The following is a 17516-nucleotide window of genomic DNA, read 5'->3' as shown; positions in this document are numbered from 1 at the left end:
CAAGCTATTATGCCTGATCATACGAAACCGGTTTCGTATCTCTCAATCCTCTGTCCCACAGCGTCCGGGCCAACAGGTCGCATCTTTGAATCGGGCCTCTCGACTCGTGGCGTAACAGCTGCCGAAGGGCTACAGCGGGAACTGAACGTGACGACATTCGCGCATCGCCTCCGCGAGCTGAGGACAGCCCGCTCGTGGAGTCAGAAGGAACTGGCAGAGCGTGCCGGTGTAACAGTCAAAGCGATCGGCGCGCTGGAGCGGGGCGAGCGGCGCTCGCCCTACCCGCACACTGTCCGCGCCTTGGCGACGGCCCTCGAGCTGGCCGATGACGAGCGAGCCAGGCTGATTGCGATGCTCGCGCCGCGTGGAACGTCCGCCCACCGTACGCCTCCAACTCCAGGGTCGGGACCAAGGTCGGGGCTACCGGGGCTCCCAACCGCGGTCGTAGGCCGCGACGGCATCGTCTCCGCGCTGAGTGAGGAACTAGCGGGCCGACGGCACCAACTTCTCACCCTCACCGGCCCCGGTGGAGTCGGGAAGACAACCGTCGCGCTGATGGCCGCGGAGCGAGTGCGCGATCGTTTCCCGGGTGGTGTCGTATTGATCGAACTCGCCCAGGTCGACAAGCCGGACGGGATCGTGCCTGCGATCCTGCGTGGGCTCGAGACCTCGGATACCGCGGTCTTCGACGACGTCGGCCTGGCGAGGCTGATGGAGGATCGTCACCTGCTGTTGATTCTCGACGGCATCGAACACCTGATGGGTTGGTCGACCTCGCTCGCAGGATTGCTGCGCCGGTGCCCGAGCCTTGTCGTGCTCGCTACCAGCCGGGCACGACTGCGGCTGCGCGACGAGCGCGAGTTCACAGTGCATCCGCTCACCCACGCAGAATCAATGAGCCTCTTCCGCGAGCGTCTGGTCGCGGCCGGCGGAGAGTGGAACAACAGCACTCGCGCCGCCGTCGAGATTCTCTGCAAACGATCTGACGGACTGCCGCTTGCCGTCGAGCTCGCCGCTTCGGCGGCCGCGCTGTTTGGACCGACTGCGCTGGCGGACCGTTTCGACGTCGTACCGGACGTCGGCCTGCGCGATCTACCGACGCGACAACGAACCATGGACGAGACCATCACCTGGAGCCATAAACTATTGACCGACTCCGCTCGATCGCTGCTCCTGCGGCTGTCGGTCTGCTCAGGCACCTTCTCGCTGTCCACCGTGAAGGCGATCGGGAACCACCAGACCGGCACGCTGCACGACCTTTACGAACTGATCGAGCACTCGCTCGTCTTGCGCACCGCGAACCTTGAGGGGATCGATCGATTCCGCCTGCTCGAACCCATCCGCCAGGACGCTGCAGCACGCCTGTCAGCAACAGAGAGGGTCGCCACAACGGCCGACCTGACGAAGGGGATGCTCGAGGTCATCCGGGGACTTGCTGACGACCTGCACACCATCAATCAGGTGACGGCCTTCCAGCTCCTCGAGGCCGATATCTGCAGTATCCGCCTCGCAGTACTCCATTTGATCGGCACCGGGAACCCCGCCCTCGCTGCGGAGTTGATCCGACTGACCACCGTCTTCCTCGCTGTCCGAGGCTACTCCCGCGAGGCTCTGACGTGGCTCGGGCGCATCACGGAAACACCTGTCGACGACGCTACCCGAGCCCGTGTACTGGTTGCCGAGGCAGTATTGATGCATCACAGCGATCCAGCGACAGCATGTGCCCGTGCCCGAACGGGACTCTCGCTTGCCCGCCGCCTGGCAGACGGCCGGCTCGCGGCCGAGGCCGCGACCTTGGCCTCCTCGACGGCCTTCATGGCCGGTGACCTCCCGATGGCGAAGACCATGCTGATCCAGGCCGAAGAAGCTGTCGCACGGCTCGATGAACCCTGGCTCACCACCTACGTCCGCTTGGCAGGTGGCCAGATCGCACTTCTGGCCGGGCAGGTCGAGGACAGCGATGGCCAGTTGCGACTGGCAGAGGCGGCCGCCCGACAGGCCGGAGGGGCGTTCGAGATCAGTTCGGTTCTCAACGCCAGAGCCATCACAGTCGAGCGACAGGGCCGGCTCGACGAAGCCGCCGGGCTGCTGCTCGAGGCACTCGACTTGGCCGTGGCAGTCAAGAACCGCTGGACTCTGACGTTCATCGTCGAGGCACTGGCCGGAGTCACGGTGCGGCTCGGGAACCCGAAACTGGGCACCCAGCTCTTCGCCGCGTCAGCCTCCTTGGCCGCAGAGCATCATGTGAAACTGGACTTTCCGACGACGCTCGACGTCGTAGCTCGAGACTGCGGCGTCGCCCGATCGAGACTGCAGACCGACGAGTTCCACCAAGCATGGCAGGCGGGCCGCGACTCCGGGATCGACGCCGTACTTGCGGCCGCGAATCACTTCTACACTCCGAACCGGCCTGAGGACTCGTCGGCGCCGCCTGCTGGATGAAGCCTCTGCGCTCGCAGGACTCCCGAGCGACATGGCCTCGGGGACGACATCGCGCGCCAATCCGCACGATGCTGGAGGGAGCATCGGCCAGAAGCCGAGCAGTGCGGGGACCAGGGTCAGCGAACGCGGTGCTGAGCCAGCTGGTACAGGCGCTGATCGCCACCCTGCATGCCCGGTACTCCGATCGCCACCAGCTCTTCACCGGCGACACTCCCGCATCGCTGCAACGGCATGAACGCGTCGTCGACGCGATCGCGGCCCGGGATCCGAATGCTGCCGAAGCAGGAGCGCCCGCCCGTGTCCGGGCGTCACGTGTTGAGGTCCTCGGCCCGAAAACAGCCCATGATCTTCGGCCTGACCGAGCGGTTGGCGCTCGTCACCGGTTCCAGCCGCGGCATCGGCCTGGCCATCGCGCGCGGCTACCTGTCCGCCGAAGCACGGGTGCCGCGCGACGACTGGGTGGTGGCCGGTTGGCATTGAAGCTTCAACATCAGCCATTTGGTTAGCCCTTGACGCCGGTCAGGGTCACTCCTTCGACGAAGTAGCGTTGCAGAGCGAAGAAGATCAAGGTGATGGGGAGGATGACCACGAGGGACGCCGCCATCAGGAATCCCCATTGGGCGGTGTAGGTGCTCTGGAAGCCTGCCAGGCCGAGGGCGAGGGTGAACTTGCTGTCGTCGGTCAGGTAAAGCAGCGGGCCGAGGAAGTCGTTCCACACGCCGATGAAGGTGAAGATCACCACCACCACGATGACCGGCTTGGACAGCGGCATGATCACCGACCAGAACACCTTCCACGGGGTGGCGCCGTCGATGTAGGCCGCTTCGTCCAGCTCGTACGGGATCGTGAGGAAGAACTGGCGGAAGAGGAAGATGTTGAAGACCCCTCCCCCGGCTCCGGCGAACCAGGCCGGCAAGGTGAGCGGCACGAAGGTGTCGAGGGCACCGAGGGAACCCCACATGACGAACGTCGGGATCAGCGTGACGGCGTACGGGAGCATGACGCCGGTGAGCAGCAGGCCGAAGACGAGGTTGCGGCCGCGCCAGCGCAGCCGGGAGAAGCTGAACGCCGCCAGCGAGCAGGTCAGCACGGTCCCGGTGACGACCAGCACCTCGATGATCATCGTGTTGAGGAAATAGCGGGCGAAGGGGCGCGAGCTCATCGCGCCGGTGAAGTTGGACCACGCGAAGGGCTCAGGGAGCCATTCGGGTGGGGAGATGAAGATCTGGTTGTCGGTCATCAGCGCGCTACGGACCAGCCAGACGAACGGCAGGATCATCACCGCGCCGCCGAGACCGAGCACGATCCACAGCGCCATCCGGCGCCCGGCGAAGCCGGCTCCGACGGGTCGAGGGGCCGAACGGCGTCGCGGTCCGCGACCCCGCGGAGGCGTCGCCGCAGTGGAGGGAGCGGTTCTGGTCGTCGTCATCGAGCTGCCCCGATCTCGTAGTAGACCCAGCGGCGAGCATTGCGGAACAGCGCAATCGTGATCACCAGCACCAGGATGAACAACACCCAGGCCAGCGCGCTGGCGTAGCCGATCTCGCTGTCGGTGAAGGCCTTGGTGTACAGGTAGTAGATGTAGAACTGGGTCGCGTTGTTCGGCCCGCCCTGGGTCATGATGTAGGCCTGGTTGAAGACCTGGAAGGTGCCGATGACGCCGGTCACCAGGTTGTAGAAGATCACCGGCGTCATGAACGGCAGCGTGACGTGCCGGAAGCGGGCCCAGGTCCCACCGCCGTCGATCGCGACCGCCTCGTAGAGGTGCCGCGGAACGCCCTGCAGCCCGGCCAGGAAGATCACCATCGCGTTGCCGAAACCCCAGACGCTCATCAGCATCAACGACGGTACGGCCGACCGCTCGCCGTAGATCCAGCTCGACGTCGGTAGTCCGCCCTGCCTCAGCAGGCTGTTGAGCAGACCGAAGTCGGGGTTGAAGATCCAGATCCACAACACCGAACTGGCCACGGCCGGTACCAGCGTGGGCAGGTAGTAGATCGTGCGCCAGAAAGAACGACCGCGGACCCCCTGGTTCAGCAAGAGCGCGACGACGAAGCCGGCCAGCAGGGTGAGCGGTACGACGCCGAGGGTGTAATAGGTGGTGACGTTCAGGGACTTCCAGAACAGCGGGTCACCGGCCAGCCGGTCGTAGTTGTCGAGGCCGATGAACTTCGCGGGAGCCCCGATGGTCCAGTCGGTCAGGCTGAACACCAGCGAGGCGACCATCGGCCCGATCGTGAAGATCACGAACCCGAGGATGGCCGGTGCCGCGAGCAACCATCCCCACCGCCGTTCCGACCTGAGCAGGTCACCTCGACGGCTGGGGCTCCGCACGGTGGCCGCGGTCATCTGCCGTCGGTCGGGTAGGTGCCCTTCAGCAGCCCACCGTTCAGCTTGGCAGCGAGCGGCTTCAGGACTTCGGCGGCCGGTGTCTTGCCCTGCTGGATCACCTGGATCGCGGGCGTCAGCACCTTGTCGATCGCCTCGATGTTGCGCAGCTTCTGGTAGAAGTACGGCGCCGAGTGGTTGATCGTGTAGTCGATCGCCGCGGTCCGGTACTCGGGTGGGTGCGCGTCGTTGCGCGTCCACACGTCGATGTCCTTCTGGTCGGTGTAGTACCGCTTCTCCAGCGGCATCCACAGCCCGGAGCTGAACAGGTCGACCTTCTCCGGGTTGTCGTGGTGCAGGTACAGCTCGACCGCTTCCTCCTCGTGTTTCGTGGACGCGAAGATCGCCGTCGCCCCGCCGAGCGTGATCGTCATCGGCTTGTCGTACCGGGGCAGCACTCCCATCCCGAACTCGACGTTGCCCTGGCTCAGGTCGAGCAGCGTCCACTGCCCGTCGATCACCATCGCGACGCGCCGGGTCTTCAGCTGTACGGTCGTACTCGGGGCGTTGTTGCCGAGTTGCGCCGGCGTCGGCGCGACCCGGTGCTTGAACATCAGATCGGCCAGGTCCTGGAACACCTCGATCGCCTCGGGGGTATCCAGCATGCTCTTCGTCGCGGTCTCGTCGGTGAAGTTGATCCCCCGGCTGAGCAACAAGGGTTGCCAGACCGTCGCGCCGAGTCCGGCCGATACGCCGTACTGGCGGATCCGCTTGGCGTCGAAGCCGGTTTCGTCCGGGTGCCTGCCCTCCTGGTCGACGGTGAGCTTGTACGCCGTGTCGACGAAGGTGTCCCAGTTCCAGGCCTTCGCTGCTTCGGCCGGAGGTACGGCGACGCCCGCGTCGCCGAAGGCGGCCTTGCTGTACCACAGCGACATGATCTCGTTCGCGCTCTGGGTCCCGTAGGTCTTGCCCTTGTCCCACCAGAAGTAGGTGCCGGGCAACCGGTTCGCCAGGTCGGGGTACTTGTCGAAGTACGGATAGAGGTTGACCAGCTTGCCCTGCTCGGCCAGCCGGTAGCCCATCGCAGCCTGCATGTAGCACAGGTCGGGCTGCCGGTTGCTGGCTACCAGGGCGTTCAGCTTGGTGTCGTAGTCCGCGGGAGTGAAGACCGGCTTCACCGTCACGCCGGGCTTCTCCTTCTCGAAGCCCTTGAGCATGTTCGCGATCGCCTTCTGCTCGGCGGTCGATCCCCAGAACATGAACTGCAACTGCTTGCCCCCGGAGCTGGATCCTGAGCCGGAGTCGCCGAGCGACTTTCCGCTGCAGCCGGACAGGCCGGCCGCGGCGCTGCCCAGCGCGGCCAGCCCGCCGAGCTGGAGCAACCGTCTACGGCCGATGGGGTGCGGTGCTGACATGGGTGCCTCCTGGAACAGTGACGGTCAGGCTCGAACGAACTCGTCGACGTCGACGCGCACACCCCGGTCGAACGAGGCGATCGTGGCCTGGGCGAGCTGCAGCGCACGCCGGCCGGCGGACGCGTGAACGGGTGGTGGGCCGCCGGCCCGGAGCGCGGTGACGACGGCGTCGGCGTGCCGGTCGAACGTGGCTTCGAACGAGCGCGCCTCGTCGTCGAAATAGCCCGGCTGCCAGACGCTGGCGGTCGCGTCGCCGGCCCGGGAAAGAGTGAGCCGGCGGACGGTGTCGTGGATCGTGGCCCGCCCCGCGGTCCCGTTGATCTCGATCAACTGACTGTCGGGATAGGCGTACGACGAGTCGTAGCTGCCCAGCATCGTGCCGACCGCACCGGACTCGAAGGCCAGCGCCAACGCGACCGTGCTGTAGGCGCCGTAGGTCTGGTCGGTCATCTGTGCGGCCACCGACCGGATCGGCCCGCCCAACTGCTCGAGCAGGTCGAAGCCGTGGCACTGGGTCTCGATCAGGTTCGCATGAGGCGAGTTCCCGTGATTCGGCTCCCCACCGAACCGCCAGGTGAGGAACACCAACTCGCCGAGCAGGCCGTCGCTGATCGCCGCGCGAGCGCGGACGACCGGCTCGGCGTACCGGTGGTTGAAGTTGATCCCGAAGAAGAGGTCGCGTTCCGCGGCCAGCCGGAGCAGCTCGTCGGCCTCGGCCAGGTCGAACACGAGAGGCTTCTCCACCAGCAGATTCACCCCTGACTCGAGGAGGAACCGGGTGGGCTCGAAGTGTTCCTCGTTCGGCAGGCACACGGTGACCAGGTCCGGCTCGGTCTCCCGGAGCATCGCGGCCAGATCGGTGTACGGCGCGGCGCCGTACTCCGCTGCGCGCCTGGCCGCCGACTCCGGCGTACGGGCGGCGAGCGCGACCAGTTCACAATCGGGGCGACGGGCGAAGACCCGGGCATGCTCGCGACCCCACCCACCCGCACCGACCACGGCGACACGCAGGTTGTCGCTCATACGCCTGTCTCCTGGATGACGACCACCTTGCCGGTCTGCCCGGCGAAGAACAGGCGGAACGCGCTGTCCAGTTCGCTCACCGGCAGCCAATGCGTGATCACCCGGCTGAGGTAGTCCTGGTGGCGTTTGAGCAGCTCGAGGTTTTCCGGCAGCTCGTCGAAGCGGAAGTACTCACTGCCGGCGACGGCGCGTTCGGGCGCGATCAGATCGGCCGACACATCGAGACCGAGACCCTCGCCATGACCGATGCAGATGAGCCCACCGCGCCGGCTGCTGGCTGCCAGCGCCAGCGATCGCGCGGCTTCCTTCCCGGCCGTGTCGAAACTCATGTCGGCACCGGTCCCGAGGATTCCGGCCCGGTCCCCAGCGTCGAACGTCACCGCGCCGAGGTCCTCGGCGAACTTCCGCCGCCAGGTGCTGACGTCCGACAGGTAGACCGGGAAGTCGTCGCCGAAGCGGACCTTGGCCATCACGAGCACGCCGAGACCGATCGGACCGGCGCCGGCGACGAAGATGCTCTCGATGTCGGGCCGGAGCAGCTGGGCCCGGCCGAGCGCGTGCGAGCTGGTGCCCATCACGTCCAGCAGCATCGTCGCGGTCGCCAGATCGAGATTGTCGTCGACCGCGAAGAAGTTCGTCTCGTGGACGACGACGTACGGCCCGTAGCCACCGTCGGTGGACAGACCGACGTCCCCACGCTTGGCGAAGCACTGGTTGGTGGCGCCGATCCGGCAGCTGCGGCACTCGCCGCAGTAGTCCATCAGGTAGATGACGCCCCGGGTGCCGACCGGGGTGGTGGTGTCCGAACCGGCATCGACCACGATGCCCGCGGCCTCGTGCCCGGGCACGATCGGGCTGCCGGCATGGTACTGGTGCCGGTCGGTGCCACAGAGCGCGTTCGCGGCGATCCGGATCCGCAGCTCGCCGGTGCCGGGATCGCGGTAGTCGTGATCGGCCCACTCGATCAGGGCGTCACCCCTGAACCGGGGGACCACAGCGGGAACAGGCACGCCGGACTCCTTCGCCGAGTAGCGGAAGCGGTCGCCGGGGGCGGTGCGGCAACATGTTTCCTCACTGTAGGAGCGAGTTCTTGGGTGGTCAACCATCAGGCGTATCCAACAAGGACATTCGTTGCCAAACTGAGTACACTTGTTTCCGGAAACAGCGTCAGAGGCCAGTTCGGGTGGCAAGCTACGCGCGCGCTCGCGCGGCCGGTCCGGTGTGGCCCCCTTCTGGCTGTTTCAACCCTCCGCCCTTGTGCTCGAGCGACGATTGAATCAAGAACATGACGAACCTCGAGACGAAACCCGTTCCCCAGCACGTGACCGGCCACCTCGCTCCGGTCCACGACGAGATCGACGCCGTCGACCTACCGGTCGAAGGAGCACTGCCTCCCGAACTGGTCGGCCGCCTGCTGCGTAACGGCCCCAACCCGCTGCCCGGCGAGCCCTCGAAGCACTGGCTCTCCGGCCACGGAATGGTGCACGGCATCCGCCTTGAGGGTGGCCGCGCGAAGTGGTACCGCAACCGCTGGGTACGCACGGAAGCGCTCGCCGGGAAGCCGTACCAGGCTCCAGACGGGAAGATCGACCTGGCCGCGGTCGAAGCGAGCACCAGCGTCATCGCCCACGCCGGCAAGATCCTGACCCTGATCGAGGCCGGCCTCCCGTACGAGATCACCCCGGAGCTGGACACCGTAGGGACCGGCGACTTCGGCGGTCGACTCGCCACCGCGATGACCTCACACCCCAAGGCTGATCCGGCCACCGGTGAACTGCACTTCTTCGGCTATTCCGTGACACCACCGTTCGTGACCGACCACAAGACCTCCGATGAGGCTAGCCGTCAAGTGAGCCCCCTGCGCCAAGGAACTGTCGAGCCTGGTCGCGGCGAGTTCAATGAGACAGGAGCCAACCAGGACCGGTTACCCGAGCAGGGGCGCGAGGTAGCCCCCATCGGCGGTGAGCAGATCCGTCAGCAGACGGCAGGGGCGCCAATCCTCGACCCGTTCGTCGGCGCCGTCATGGGCGAGCCAGATGTCGAGGTCGCGAAGCTGATCGAGAACCGCGGCACCGTGGATCAGCGCGCGCCCATGAATCGGATCCATGTGACGAGCGGCGATCTCCAGCGCGGCCGCGCTTGCTTCCGCATCGACGCGCTTGCCTTCCTCGGATACGCGGGCCTCGCACACCAGTCGGCACAGGTCGATCTCGACCGGACCGAGCACGGCGAACTCAAAGTCCAGCAGAGCGACGACCTCGCCGTCCCACAGGGCGTTCATCAGAGCGAGGTCGCCGTGGTTGACAGACTGCTCGACCAGGGGCGCAGCCCGGAAGTAGCCTTCGATGACTTCGTGGAGCCGCGACTGCTGGGCGCTGGACAGCCCTAGCGCCACGTCGGCGCGTTCAGCCGCCTCGGTGCCATCGCCGAATGTGGCAGGCACGAAACCCCCGTGCGAGGCGACATGCGTCCTGAGAGACGGGCTCGCGTCGTGCACAATACGGGCCCGAGCCCACAGCTGACGAACCGCCTGTTGCTGCTCCGCAGGCGTCAGCGTCGGCCATGCCTCGTGCAGGTTCTGGCCGCGAACCTCCGCAGTCACGATCCAGCCGTGGCCTTCGACAGTGCCCTCTCCGAGGATCTCTGGGTGCCCGACCCCTTTCGGTAGAGCCCGCACGAGCGCGGCCTCGCGAGCCATGTCGACGGGTGTATGCGCGATCCGAACGGCGACGCCGTCACCGACCCACGTCGCGTTCGAGTATCCGTTGGCTCGCCGCATCCGCGTGAGGTCGCCGCCGTAGCGGGCGGCCACTTCGGCGGCCAAGTCACGGACGAGGGCTACGTCGGACGGGTCGCGATACTGGTCGAGCTGATGGGTGTCAGCGCTAAGCTCCGGCGTCATGTGAACATTTTCCACGGGCGTGTAGGTGCCGCAACTAGCCCCTCGATGGTGAGGAGCCGTTTAAGCAGCGGCTGTCGTGGGCGGTTCGGTCGCCGTCTCTGCTTCGCGGGCGAAGGCGCGGTCGGGGTCGTAGAGCTGGCCATTTTTCAGGCAGTGCCAGAGCTGTCCGAGCTGGCGGTTGAAGAGGTGCCGGAGGGCTGAGGAGTGGCGGTCGCCGTGGTCGCGGCGGCGTTGGTAGTGCGCGTGCGTGTTCGTTGTGCACGATCGAGGCGAAGGCCCACATCCAGCCGGCTGCGGCGAAGCGGTTGTTTTTGATTCGCCGGTGGGTGACAGATATCGATCGGCCTGAGGCTCGGGTGATGGGCGCGGAGCCGGCGTAGGCCTTGACTCCGCGGGCATCGGCGAACCGCTGCCGGTCGTCACTGATCCCCCATAGCTGATCGTCGACCAAGCCAGGGCCCGACGACGAGCCGCGGGAACGTGCTGAGCCACGATGTCGGCGTACGGAGGAAGCGCGAGCCCTGCCGCGGCGCCAACCGCCGCACCGAGCGGGGTACTGGCCGTCGCGGCGGCGGCCATACCGCTGACGGCGAGCACCGAGGCGAGCGCGATCGGCAAGCGTTGGCCCCACCGCACGGTCAACCAGACCACGCCGACGTTGGCGACCAGATACGAGGCGTACGCCGCCGAGGCGATCAGACCGGCACTGCGCGAAGTGATGCCCAGATCCGCTTGCGTCTGCGGCAGCAACAACCCGTACCCGTACCCGCGCAAGCCCGGAGGTGACCGCGATCATCGCGACCCCGGGCACCACGGTGCGCAGGACAGACCCCGGGCAGGCCGGCGATTGCAGACCCGCCGTCGACTCCTTCATTAGCATGTCGGACTTCTTGGTGCGCCAACCGCACCTGGTGCCGAAACGTCCCGGCAACTCGTTGCTTATTTATAGGAGCAGTCGGCCGAAGGATCAACCGGACACTCTTGTGGGCCAGAGAACCCGGCCACCGAAGGTATACAGTTGTTTCCGGAAACCAGTTTGGGAGGTCGGTTGAACAGCGAGCGGCGGGCAACGGTCCGTGATGTCGCGGCAAGAGCCGGCGTGTCCCCCGGCACCGTGTCCAAGGCGCTGAACGGCACCGGCCAGATCAGTGCGGCCACCCGGGACCGGATTCGCGCCGCGGCCGAGGAGATCGACTTCCGGCCGAACGCACTGGCCCGCAGCGTGTTCGAGCGGCGTAGCTACACCGTCGGGATGATCACCACCGACAGCTTCGAGCGGTTCAGCGTGCCGGTGATGCTCGGCGCCGAGGACGCGCTGGGTGCGGGACGGATCTCGGTGTTCCTCTGCGACAGCCGCGGCGACCGGATCCGGGAGCGGCACTATGTGGAGGTGCTGCTCGGCCGGCAGGTCGACGGTTTCATCGTCACCGGCCGCAGCTCGAACCGGCGGCCGCCACTGGCCGGCGCCGGCGACGTACCGGTCGTGTACGCCCTCACTCCGTCGGCCGACGAGACCGACTGCTCAGTCGTCGTCGACGACACCGCCTCCGGTCGGCTGGCGGCCGAGCACCTGCTGCGCATCGGGCGGACCAGGATCGCGCACATCACCGGCCCCGACTACTTCGACGCGACCAAACGCCGGTACGACGGCTTCGCGGCGGCGCTCGCGGCCGCCGGCGTCGAGCTGACCGGCAGCGCGTTGTTCGGCGGCTGGACCGAAGCGTGGGGGCGGCAGGCCACCCACATCCTGCTCCGCGAGCACCCTGAGCTCGACGCGATCCATTTCGGCAGCGACCTGCTGGCTCGCGGTGGCGCGGATGCCCTGCGCGAACTCGGCCGGCAGATCCCGGAGGACGTCGCGATCACCGGTACGGACAACTGGGAGCTCATCGCCGAGGGCGCGCGACCACCGCTCACGTCGGTGGACATGAGACTGGCCGATGTCGGCCGGACCGCTGCCCAGCGGCTGCTCGACGCGATCGAAGGACGGCCCCACTGCGGGCTCGAGCGGGTGCCCTGCCAGCTGGTGGTCCGAGCGTCCACCGACGACTCGGCCGGCTAGCCTCAGTCTTTCGGTCGTCGAAACATCAGGGCGCTCAGCTGCTCCGACCGCGATACGGCAGCCAGACCTTCATCGGGCCGAGCTCACGATTCCCCCACTGGTAGTACGGCACGGCTCGCATGGGCACGACCGCTCCCAGCGGCGCGGGCTCGTCGGCGTACAGCTGCGTCGGCAGCGTCTGGACGGCGCCCATCGTGGCAATCGCCGGCGGCCCGTCAGCCACTGGCGCCTCGGTGAGCGAGGCACCGGTCAGGACCAGGTCGTCGACCACCTCGGAATGGTCCGCCTGCTCCACGGCGTACAAGAGCGGTCCACGGCTGAGGGCCACAGCCCCATGGGTGCCTTCGACCCGAGGGTGCCCGTACAGGAAACGCGGCGCCATCGGCAGCAGGAGCACCAACCTGTCCCCGGGCTGCCAGACACGACTGACCTTCAAATACTGGCCGGCGGCACCGGGATGCGTCTCGTCGCCGATCGTCAGCTCCGCCCCGTGCGCCCAGCTGGGGATCCGCAATGCCAAGCCTGCTTCGGTTGTCGGTGCCTCGCGGATCGTCAGCACGACCCGACCGGTCGACGGGTAGTCCGTCTCGACACTCACGCTCAGCTCGCCGGCGTCGACCGTACCGGCGGCGTACTGGTGAATCTGGAGGGTGGAGTCGGCAACCGTCGCGACGTAGTGCTGCAAGGACGCGAAGGTGCGCATCAGGTTCGTCGGGCAGCAACTCGTCCCGAACCAGTGCTGCCGGCCATTGCTCGGCGCCCTGTCGTCGGCGTCATCGGAGTCGGCACGGACCTGCAGCGCGTTCACGTAGAAGTAGCGCGTTCGGTCGAGCGACACCGCGGGCAGGATCGCGTTGTAGAGCTGCCACTCGATCAGCTCGGCATACTTCGCTTTGCCGGTAGCGAGCAACAGTCGCCAGCTCCACTGCACGCCGGCGACGGCCGCGCACGTCTCGCCGTACGCGACGTCCGACGGCAGCTCGTACGGATTGCCGAACGACTCGCCGCTCCAGCGGCTGCCCAGTCCGCCGTTCACGTACATCTTGGTCTGCACCATCGCGTCCCACTGAGCTTCCAGCCGCGCCAACAGGTCCTCGTCACCGGTCTCGATCGCGACGTCGGTGGCTCCGGCGGCCAGGTAGACGGCGCGAACGGCATGACCTTCCGGCGTCCGGGTTTCCCGCACGGGGACGCGGTCGGACAGATAGGCGGCCCGATGCGGGTTGCCCGGGGCAAGCAACAGCCGGCCACGCGCCTCGACGAAGTACCGCGCCAGGTCGAGGTACCGCCGCTCACCGGTGGTCCGGTAGAGCTCGACCAGGGCCAGCTCGGCGACCGGGTGACCGCAGAACCCTTCGCGTTGGCCAGGACCGGTGCCGAACTCCCGATGCAGGTGATCGGCCGCCCTCAGGGCCACGTCGAGCAACTCGGTCCGGCTGGTGGCCCGGTACTGTGCGACCGCCGACTGGATCAGCGCACCCATGTTGAAGATCTCGTGATCGAAGTCCAGCCGTCCGTAGCGCTCATCGCGCTGGCCCGACTGGACGAACGTTCCGAGATAGCCGTCGTCGTCCTGGGCCGCGGCGATCAACTCCGTCCGCGCTCGCAGCCACTCGCGCAGCGTCGCGTCCTCGGAGCGGCCCACCTCCCATGCGACCGCCTCGAGCCACTTGTACACCTCACCGTCCTCGTAGTTCGGACCGTGGTACTGCGCGGCGGTCACGTCCTTCGCGACGTTGCGGTAGTTGTCCCATGCCTGCTGCTGGTCGAGGTGTTCGGCCCCGGACGGGATGGACACCGCCGCATTGGTCTGCTGCAACTCGCCGAGAACACCACCGGCCAGGCGGACGGCACGCAGCGGCAACGGCCGCAGCACCGTTGCCGCGATCGGCATTGCCGGACCTGCGCCGTCGGACGTTGTCGATGTCATCATCACGCTCCTCACCAACCGCAGACTTCGCACCACCATCGTCGCAGACCTGCGGTACGCTAGGCAACATGTTTCCGTCGTTTCCTCGGCCACGGTCAACCTGCGGTCGGGGCCAGACGTGGAACCCGATCGCGCACCATGGCGAAGAATTTCTTGCCGACAGCAACGGATAGCCGGGTCGCACCGCCGCGAGATCTCTAGCGGAGCTTGAGTCCGAGTGCCGTCTGATGCAGAATAGCCCTATTGATTGAATCTTTAACTACCGAGGGAGGCGCAGTGAAGCACGCTGTGGTGTCGTTCCTGTCCGACTACGGAATCCAGCCGGTCGCGCTGGGCCGCGCGGTGGAGGAGCGCGGTTTCGACGCCCTGTTCCTCACCGAGCACACCCACATCCCGCTCAGCCGGCGCACTCCGTATCCGGCCGGCGGAGAGCTGCCCGAGCACTACAAGCGGACCTACGACCCGCTGATCGCGCTGACCGCGATCGCCGGTGCAACGACCACGCTGCAACTAGGGACCGGCATCGCGCTGATCAATCAGCACCATCCGCTGGTGCTGGCCAAGCAGACCGCCTCCCTCGATCGGCTCTCCAGCGGGCGTTTCGAACTGGGCGTCGGACCGGGCTGGAACGTGGAGGAGATGGCCAACCACGGCGTCGATTCCGGCCGGCGCACCCTACGGATGCTCGAGCACATCGAGGCCATCCGCGCGGTCTGGACCAACGACGAGGCGCAGTTCCACGGCAAGTTCGTCGACTTCGGCCCGGTGTGGTCCTGGCCCAAGCCCGAGCACGCGCCCCCGGTGCTCATTGCCGGCTACGGCCCGAGCGTGCTTGACCGGGTGCTGTCGCACGGTGACGGCTGGCTGCCCATCGGGGTCGGAGCATCCGACGTCGACGAGTTCGCGGTCCGCATCGCCGACCTGCGCTCCCGTGCGGCGGATCTCGGTCGGCCGCGGCCTTCGGTGACGCTCTACGGCGCCGAGCAGACCCCCGAAGTCCTGCGCGCCTATGCGGACGCCGGCGTCGATCGGGTGCTGTTCGAGCTGGTCAACCACGGACAGATCGGCGGATCCCGCGAGGAGGACCGTGCCCTCGACGAGCTCGACCGGCTCGCCGCCCTGCGTGCGTGACCAAGCTTCCAAGTCCTGATCAGAAAGGTTCCGGTAGTCACCATGTCGCTTCGTCATCTCGACCCTGCAGGCCTGCACCCAGTGCCCGGAGTTCTCAGCCACGCCGTCGTGGCCGAGCAGGCCGGCCTCGTCTACCTGTCCGGACAGGTCGCCTGGAACGCCGCCGGTGAACTGGTCGGCGAAGGTGATCACGGGCTGCAGGCCGAGCAGATCGTCCGCAACATCGATACCGCGCTCGCCGCCGTCGGGACCGACCGGACCCGGGTGATCAAGGAGACCATCTACATCGCCGACTATCGGCCGGACGTCGTCGATGCGATCTTCGCAGCGCTTCGCCAAGGCGCCACGACGCCACCGCCGGCCCAGACCCTGGTCGGGGTCGCCTCGCTCTACTCGCCACTGTTCCTGGTCGAGATCGACATCGTCGCCGCCCTCTGAGCCTCAAGACCGCCCGCCCCCTACACAGAAAGTTGCTATGAGCAAGAACATTCCCGACCTGGCCCGCGCCGTCCTGGCCGCGGCGGACGCCCAGGACACCGACCGGCTGGTCGCCGTCTGCCACGATGATGTCGTCTTCCGGTTCGGGAGCACCGAGCCGGTACATGGCCGGACCGGAATCGAGGCGGCCAGTCGCGCCTACAACCAGTTCGTCGCCCGGGTGCACCACGACGTACTGGACCTGTGGGAGCCCGAGCAGGGCGTTGCGGTCATCGTCGTAGAGGTGGACTACCTGACCCAGGACGGCCGCGAGCTGCGGCTGCCGTGCTGCAACATCCTGCGGTTCCGGGACGACCTGGTGATCGACTACAGGATCTACATGGACGCCGGACCGGTGTTCAACGCTTCGTGAGTGCCTGCCAGTTCGCTGACGCACCCCACAGATTGAGGACCTGATGAATATCCCCGAAAACGATTCCGACTTGCTGACTGCGGAGGTGGAGTCGCTACGGCAGCGACTGACCGGAACCGTCGCCCTCCCCCAAGACGCCGGGTACAAGACGGCGGAACCGTGGAACCTGACCGCCGTGGTGAACCCCGCGGCAGTCGTCCTGGCAGCCAACAGCGGCGATGTCGCCGAGGCGGTTCGGTTCGCCACAGCGCACCGGCTGAAGCTTGCCGTTCAGGCCACCGGGCACGGTGGAGTGAGCCTGGGCGCCGACGTGCTGCTGGTCCACACCGGCGGCCTGTCGGAGTGCTCGGTCGACGCCGCAGCGGGAACCGCTCGGGTCGGCGCTGGCGTGACCGCTCAGCAGTTGATCGACGCCGCGACCGAGCACGGTCTTGCGCCGATCCTCGGATCCGCCGGCACTGTCAGTGTCGCGGGATTCATCAGCGGCGGCGGAGTCGGTCCGCTAGTGACGACTTTCGGCCTGTCGTCCGATTACGTCCAGGCGCTCGACGTGGTCACCGCGGATGGAGAGGTACGACGGGTGTCCGCCACCGATCACCCCGAGCTGTTCTGGGCGTTCCGGGGCGGCAAGGGCACCGTCGGCATCATCACGGCGATCGAGCTCGAACTCGTGCGGCTGGAGACGCTTCAGGGCGGCGCCCTCTACTTCGACGGAGCTGATGCATCGGTGGTCCTGCGCACCTGGGCGGAGTGGTCGGCCAACGTACCCGACGAGGTGACGACCTCCGTCGCGCTGGTTAACCTGCCGGCCGTACCGGGCGTACCCGAGGTTCTCGCGGGACGCCTGACCGTCGCGGTCCGCTTCGCCAGCACCTTGTCGCAGAAGGCATCCGAACTCGTGCTCGCTCCCCTCCGGTCGGCAGGAGTCAAACCGATCCTGGACTCCGTCGGCACGATGCCGTACCGCGACATCGGGCACATCCACGCCGAACCCGCGATGCCGATGCCGTTGGCCCAGGACCAGCGGCTGCTGACGAGCCTGCCCACCGAGGCCATCGACGCGATCGTCCAGGTGGCCGGCCCGGACTCTCAGTCACCGCTAAAGGTCGTCGAGATCCGCCGTCTCGGCGGCGCTCTGTCGGCCCCACGCGGTGAAGAAGGGGCCTTCAGCAACCGTGAGCTCCCCTATGCCCTGACCGCGATTGGTCTGCCGGGTGACGCCGTAGCCTCGGCGATCAGCGAGACCTTCGCCGGTGTCTCGTCCTGGTCGAACGGCGCGTCGTTCGTCAACTTCGCCGTACCGGGAGACCCGGGCGGATTCTCCAGCGCGTACGACGACGACACCCGGCGCAAGCTCGCGCAACTTGCGGAGCGTTACGACCCGAACGGGATCCTGCTGACAGCGGGATGGCTCTCGGCTGACTAGGGAACTC

The 17516-nt window shown here is 67.1% G+C and carries 15 protein-coding genes and 3 pseudogenes; 10 read left to right on the top strand and 8 right to left on the bottom strand.

Annotated elements, in window-relative coordinates:
- Positions 1 to 9: 9 nt before the first annotated feature.
- The 3 genes and pseudogenes from HDA39_RS41405 (at position 10) to HDA39_RS42940 (ending at position 2922) form a co-directional block, all read left to right on the top strand.
- Positions 10 to 2442, top strand: a complete 2433-nt coding sequence (locus HDA39_RS41405; RefSeq protein WP_337926113.1) for an ATP-binding protein — start codon at positions 10 to 12, stop codon at positions 2440 to 2442.
- A pseudogene (locus HDA39_RS44210) lies at positions 2439 to 2714 on the top strand (FCD domain-containing protein); the annotation flags it as partial. The gene HDA39_RS41405 and the pseudogene HDA39_RS44210, both read left to right, overlap by 4 nt.
- A gap of 70 nt (positions 2715 to 2784) precedes the next feature.
- Positions 2785 to 2922 (top strand): hypothetical protein, encoded by a 138-nt coding sequence (locus tag HDA39_RS42940; protein WP_238356288.1) that lies wholly within the window; start codon positions 2785 to 2787, stop codon positions 2920 to 2922.
- A 22-nt stretch (positions 2923 to 2944) separates the two neighbouring features.
- On the opposite strand, the gene HDA39_RS41390 is transcribed toward HDA39_RS42940, so the two are convergent.
- The 5 genes from HDA39_RS41390 to HDA39_RS41370 all read right to left on the bottom strand — a co-directional run bounded on the left by HDA39_RS41390 (position 2945) and on the right by HDA39_RS41370 (position 8218).
- Positions 2945 to 3760 (bottom strand): carbohydrate ABC transporter permease, encoded by an 816-nt coding sequence (locus HDA39_RS41390; protein ID WP_202893287.1) that lies wholly within the window; start codon positions 3758 to 3760, stop codon positions 2945 to 2947.
- A 107-nt stretch (positions 3761 to 3867) separates the two neighbouring features.
- Complete coding sequence (locus HDA39_RS41385) at positions 3868 to 4689, bottom strand: carbohydrate ABC transporter permease (RefSeq protein ID WP_337926112.1); 822 nt, start codon at positions 4687 to 4689, stop codon at positions 3868 to 3870.
- 98 nt (positions 4690 to 4787) lie between these two features.
- The gene (locus HDA39_RS41380) at positions 4788 to 6185 is read right to left on the bottom strand and encodes an ABC transporter substrate-binding protein (RefSeq protein ID WP_184805166.1); all 1398 of its coding nucleotides are present in this window, start codon (positions 6183 to 6185) and stop codon (positions 4788 to 4790) included.
- A 24-nt stretch (positions 6186 to 6209) separates the two neighbouring features.
- On the bottom strand, positions 6210 to 7208 hold the full coding sequence (locus HDA39_RS41375; protein WP_184805164.1) for a Gfo/Idh/MocA family protein: 999 nt from the start codon (positions 7206 to 7208) through the stop codon (positions 6210 to 6212).
- A complete protein-coding gene (locus HDA39_RS41370; protein WP_184805162.1) occupies positions 7205 to 8218 on the bottom strand; it encodes an alcohol dehydrogenase catalytic domain-containing protein in 1014 nt (337 codons plus the stop codon). The genes HDA39_RS41375 and HDA39_RS41370 overlap by 4 nt, the downstream gene beginning before the upstream one ends.
- A gap of 275 nt (positions 8219 to 8493) precedes the next feature.
- On the opposite strand from HDA39_RS41370, the pseudogene HDA39_RS44205 reads away from it, so the two are divergent.
- Positions 8494 to 9012, top strand: a pseudogene (locus HDA39_RS44205) (carotenoid oxygenase family protein); the annotation flags it as partial.
- A gap of 120 nt (positions 9013 to 9132) precedes the next feature.
- Here HDA39_RS44205 and HDA39_RS44200 read toward each other — a convergent pair.
- Positions 9133 to 9987, bottom strand: a complete 855-nt coding sequence (locus HDA39_RS44200; protein ID WP_420488810.1) for a phosphotransferase family protein — start codon at positions 9985 to 9987, stop codon at positions 9133 to 9135.
- Here HDA39_RS44200 and HDA39_RS44195 point away from each other — a divergent pair.
- Entirely contained in the window at positions 9919 to 10311 is a 393-nt protein-coding gene (locus HDA39_RS44195; RefSeq protein ID WP_420488812.1) for a hypothetical protein, read from the top strand. The genes HDA39_RS44200 and HDA39_RS44195 overlap by 69 nt on opposite strands.
- A gap of 49 nt (positions 10312 to 10360) precedes the next feature.
- Here HDA39_RS44195 and HDA39_RS44190 read toward each other — a convergent pair.
- A pseudogene (locus HDA39_RS44190) lies at positions 10361 to 10906 on the bottom strand (transposase); the annotation flags it as partial.
- Between the two features lie 252 nt (positions 10907 to 11158).
- Here HDA39_RS44190 and HDA39_RS41350 point away from each other — a divergent pair.
- On the top strand, positions 11159 to 12172 hold the full coding sequence (locus HDA39_RS41350) for a LacI family DNA-binding transcriptional regulator (protein ID WP_238356285.1): 1014 nt from the start codon (positions 11159 to 11161) through the stop codon (positions 12170 to 12172).
- 34 nt (positions 12173 to 12206) lie between these two features.
- Here the strand turns inward: HDA39_RS41350 and HDA39_RS41345 are convergent, their stop codons facing one another.
- Positions 12207 to 14102 (bottom strand): glycoside hydrolase family 127 protein, encoded by a 1896-nt coding sequence (locus HDA39_RS41345; protein ID WP_184805158.1) that lies wholly within the window; start codon positions 14100 to 14102, stop codon positions 12207 to 12209.
- A 276-nt stretch (positions 14103 to 14378) separates the two neighbouring features.
- Between HDA39_RS41345 and HDA39_RS41340 the strand changes: the two genes are divergently transcribed.
- Genes HDA39_RS41340 through HDA39_RS41325 form a run of 4 tightly spaced genes read left to right on the top strand, consistent with a single transcriptional unit; the run spans position 14379 to position 17509 of the window.
- Positions 14379 to 15233, top strand: coding sequence for a TIGR03619 family F420-dependent LLM class oxidoreductase (locus HDA39_RS41340; RefSeq protein WP_184805156.1), 855 nt, complete (start codon positions 14379 to 14381; stop codon positions 15231 to 15233).
- A gap of 42 nt (positions 15234 to 15275) precedes the next feature.
- Positions 15276 to 15671 (top strand): RidA family protein, encoded by a 396-nt coding sequence (locus HDA39_RS41335; protein WP_184805154.1) that lies wholly within the window; start codon positions 15276 to 15278, stop codon positions 15669 to 15671.
- 37 nt (positions 15672 to 15708) lie between these two features.
- Entirely contained in the window at positions 15709 to 16083 is a 375-nt protein-coding gene (locus tag HDA39_RS41330) for a nuclear transport factor 2 family protein (RefSeq protein WP_184805152.1), read from the top strand.
- Between the two features lie 43 nt (positions 16084 to 16126).
- Positions 16127 to 17509 carry an FAD-binding oxidoreductase gene (locus HDA39_RS41325; RefSeq protein ID WP_184805150.1) on the top strand — a complete coding sequence of 461 codons (1383 nt, stop codon included), beginning with the start codon at positions 16127 to 16129 and terminating at the stop codon, positions 17507 to 17509.
- Positions 17510 to 17516: the final 7 nt, after the last annotated feature.

Source organism: Kribbella italica, from assembly GCF_014205135.1.
In the GTDB taxonomy this organism is placed as follows: Bacteria; Actinomycetota; Actinomycetes; order Propionibacteriales; family Kribbellaceae; genus Kribbella; species Kribbella italica.
This window is presented reverse-complemented; position numbering and strand designations above follow the sequence as displayed.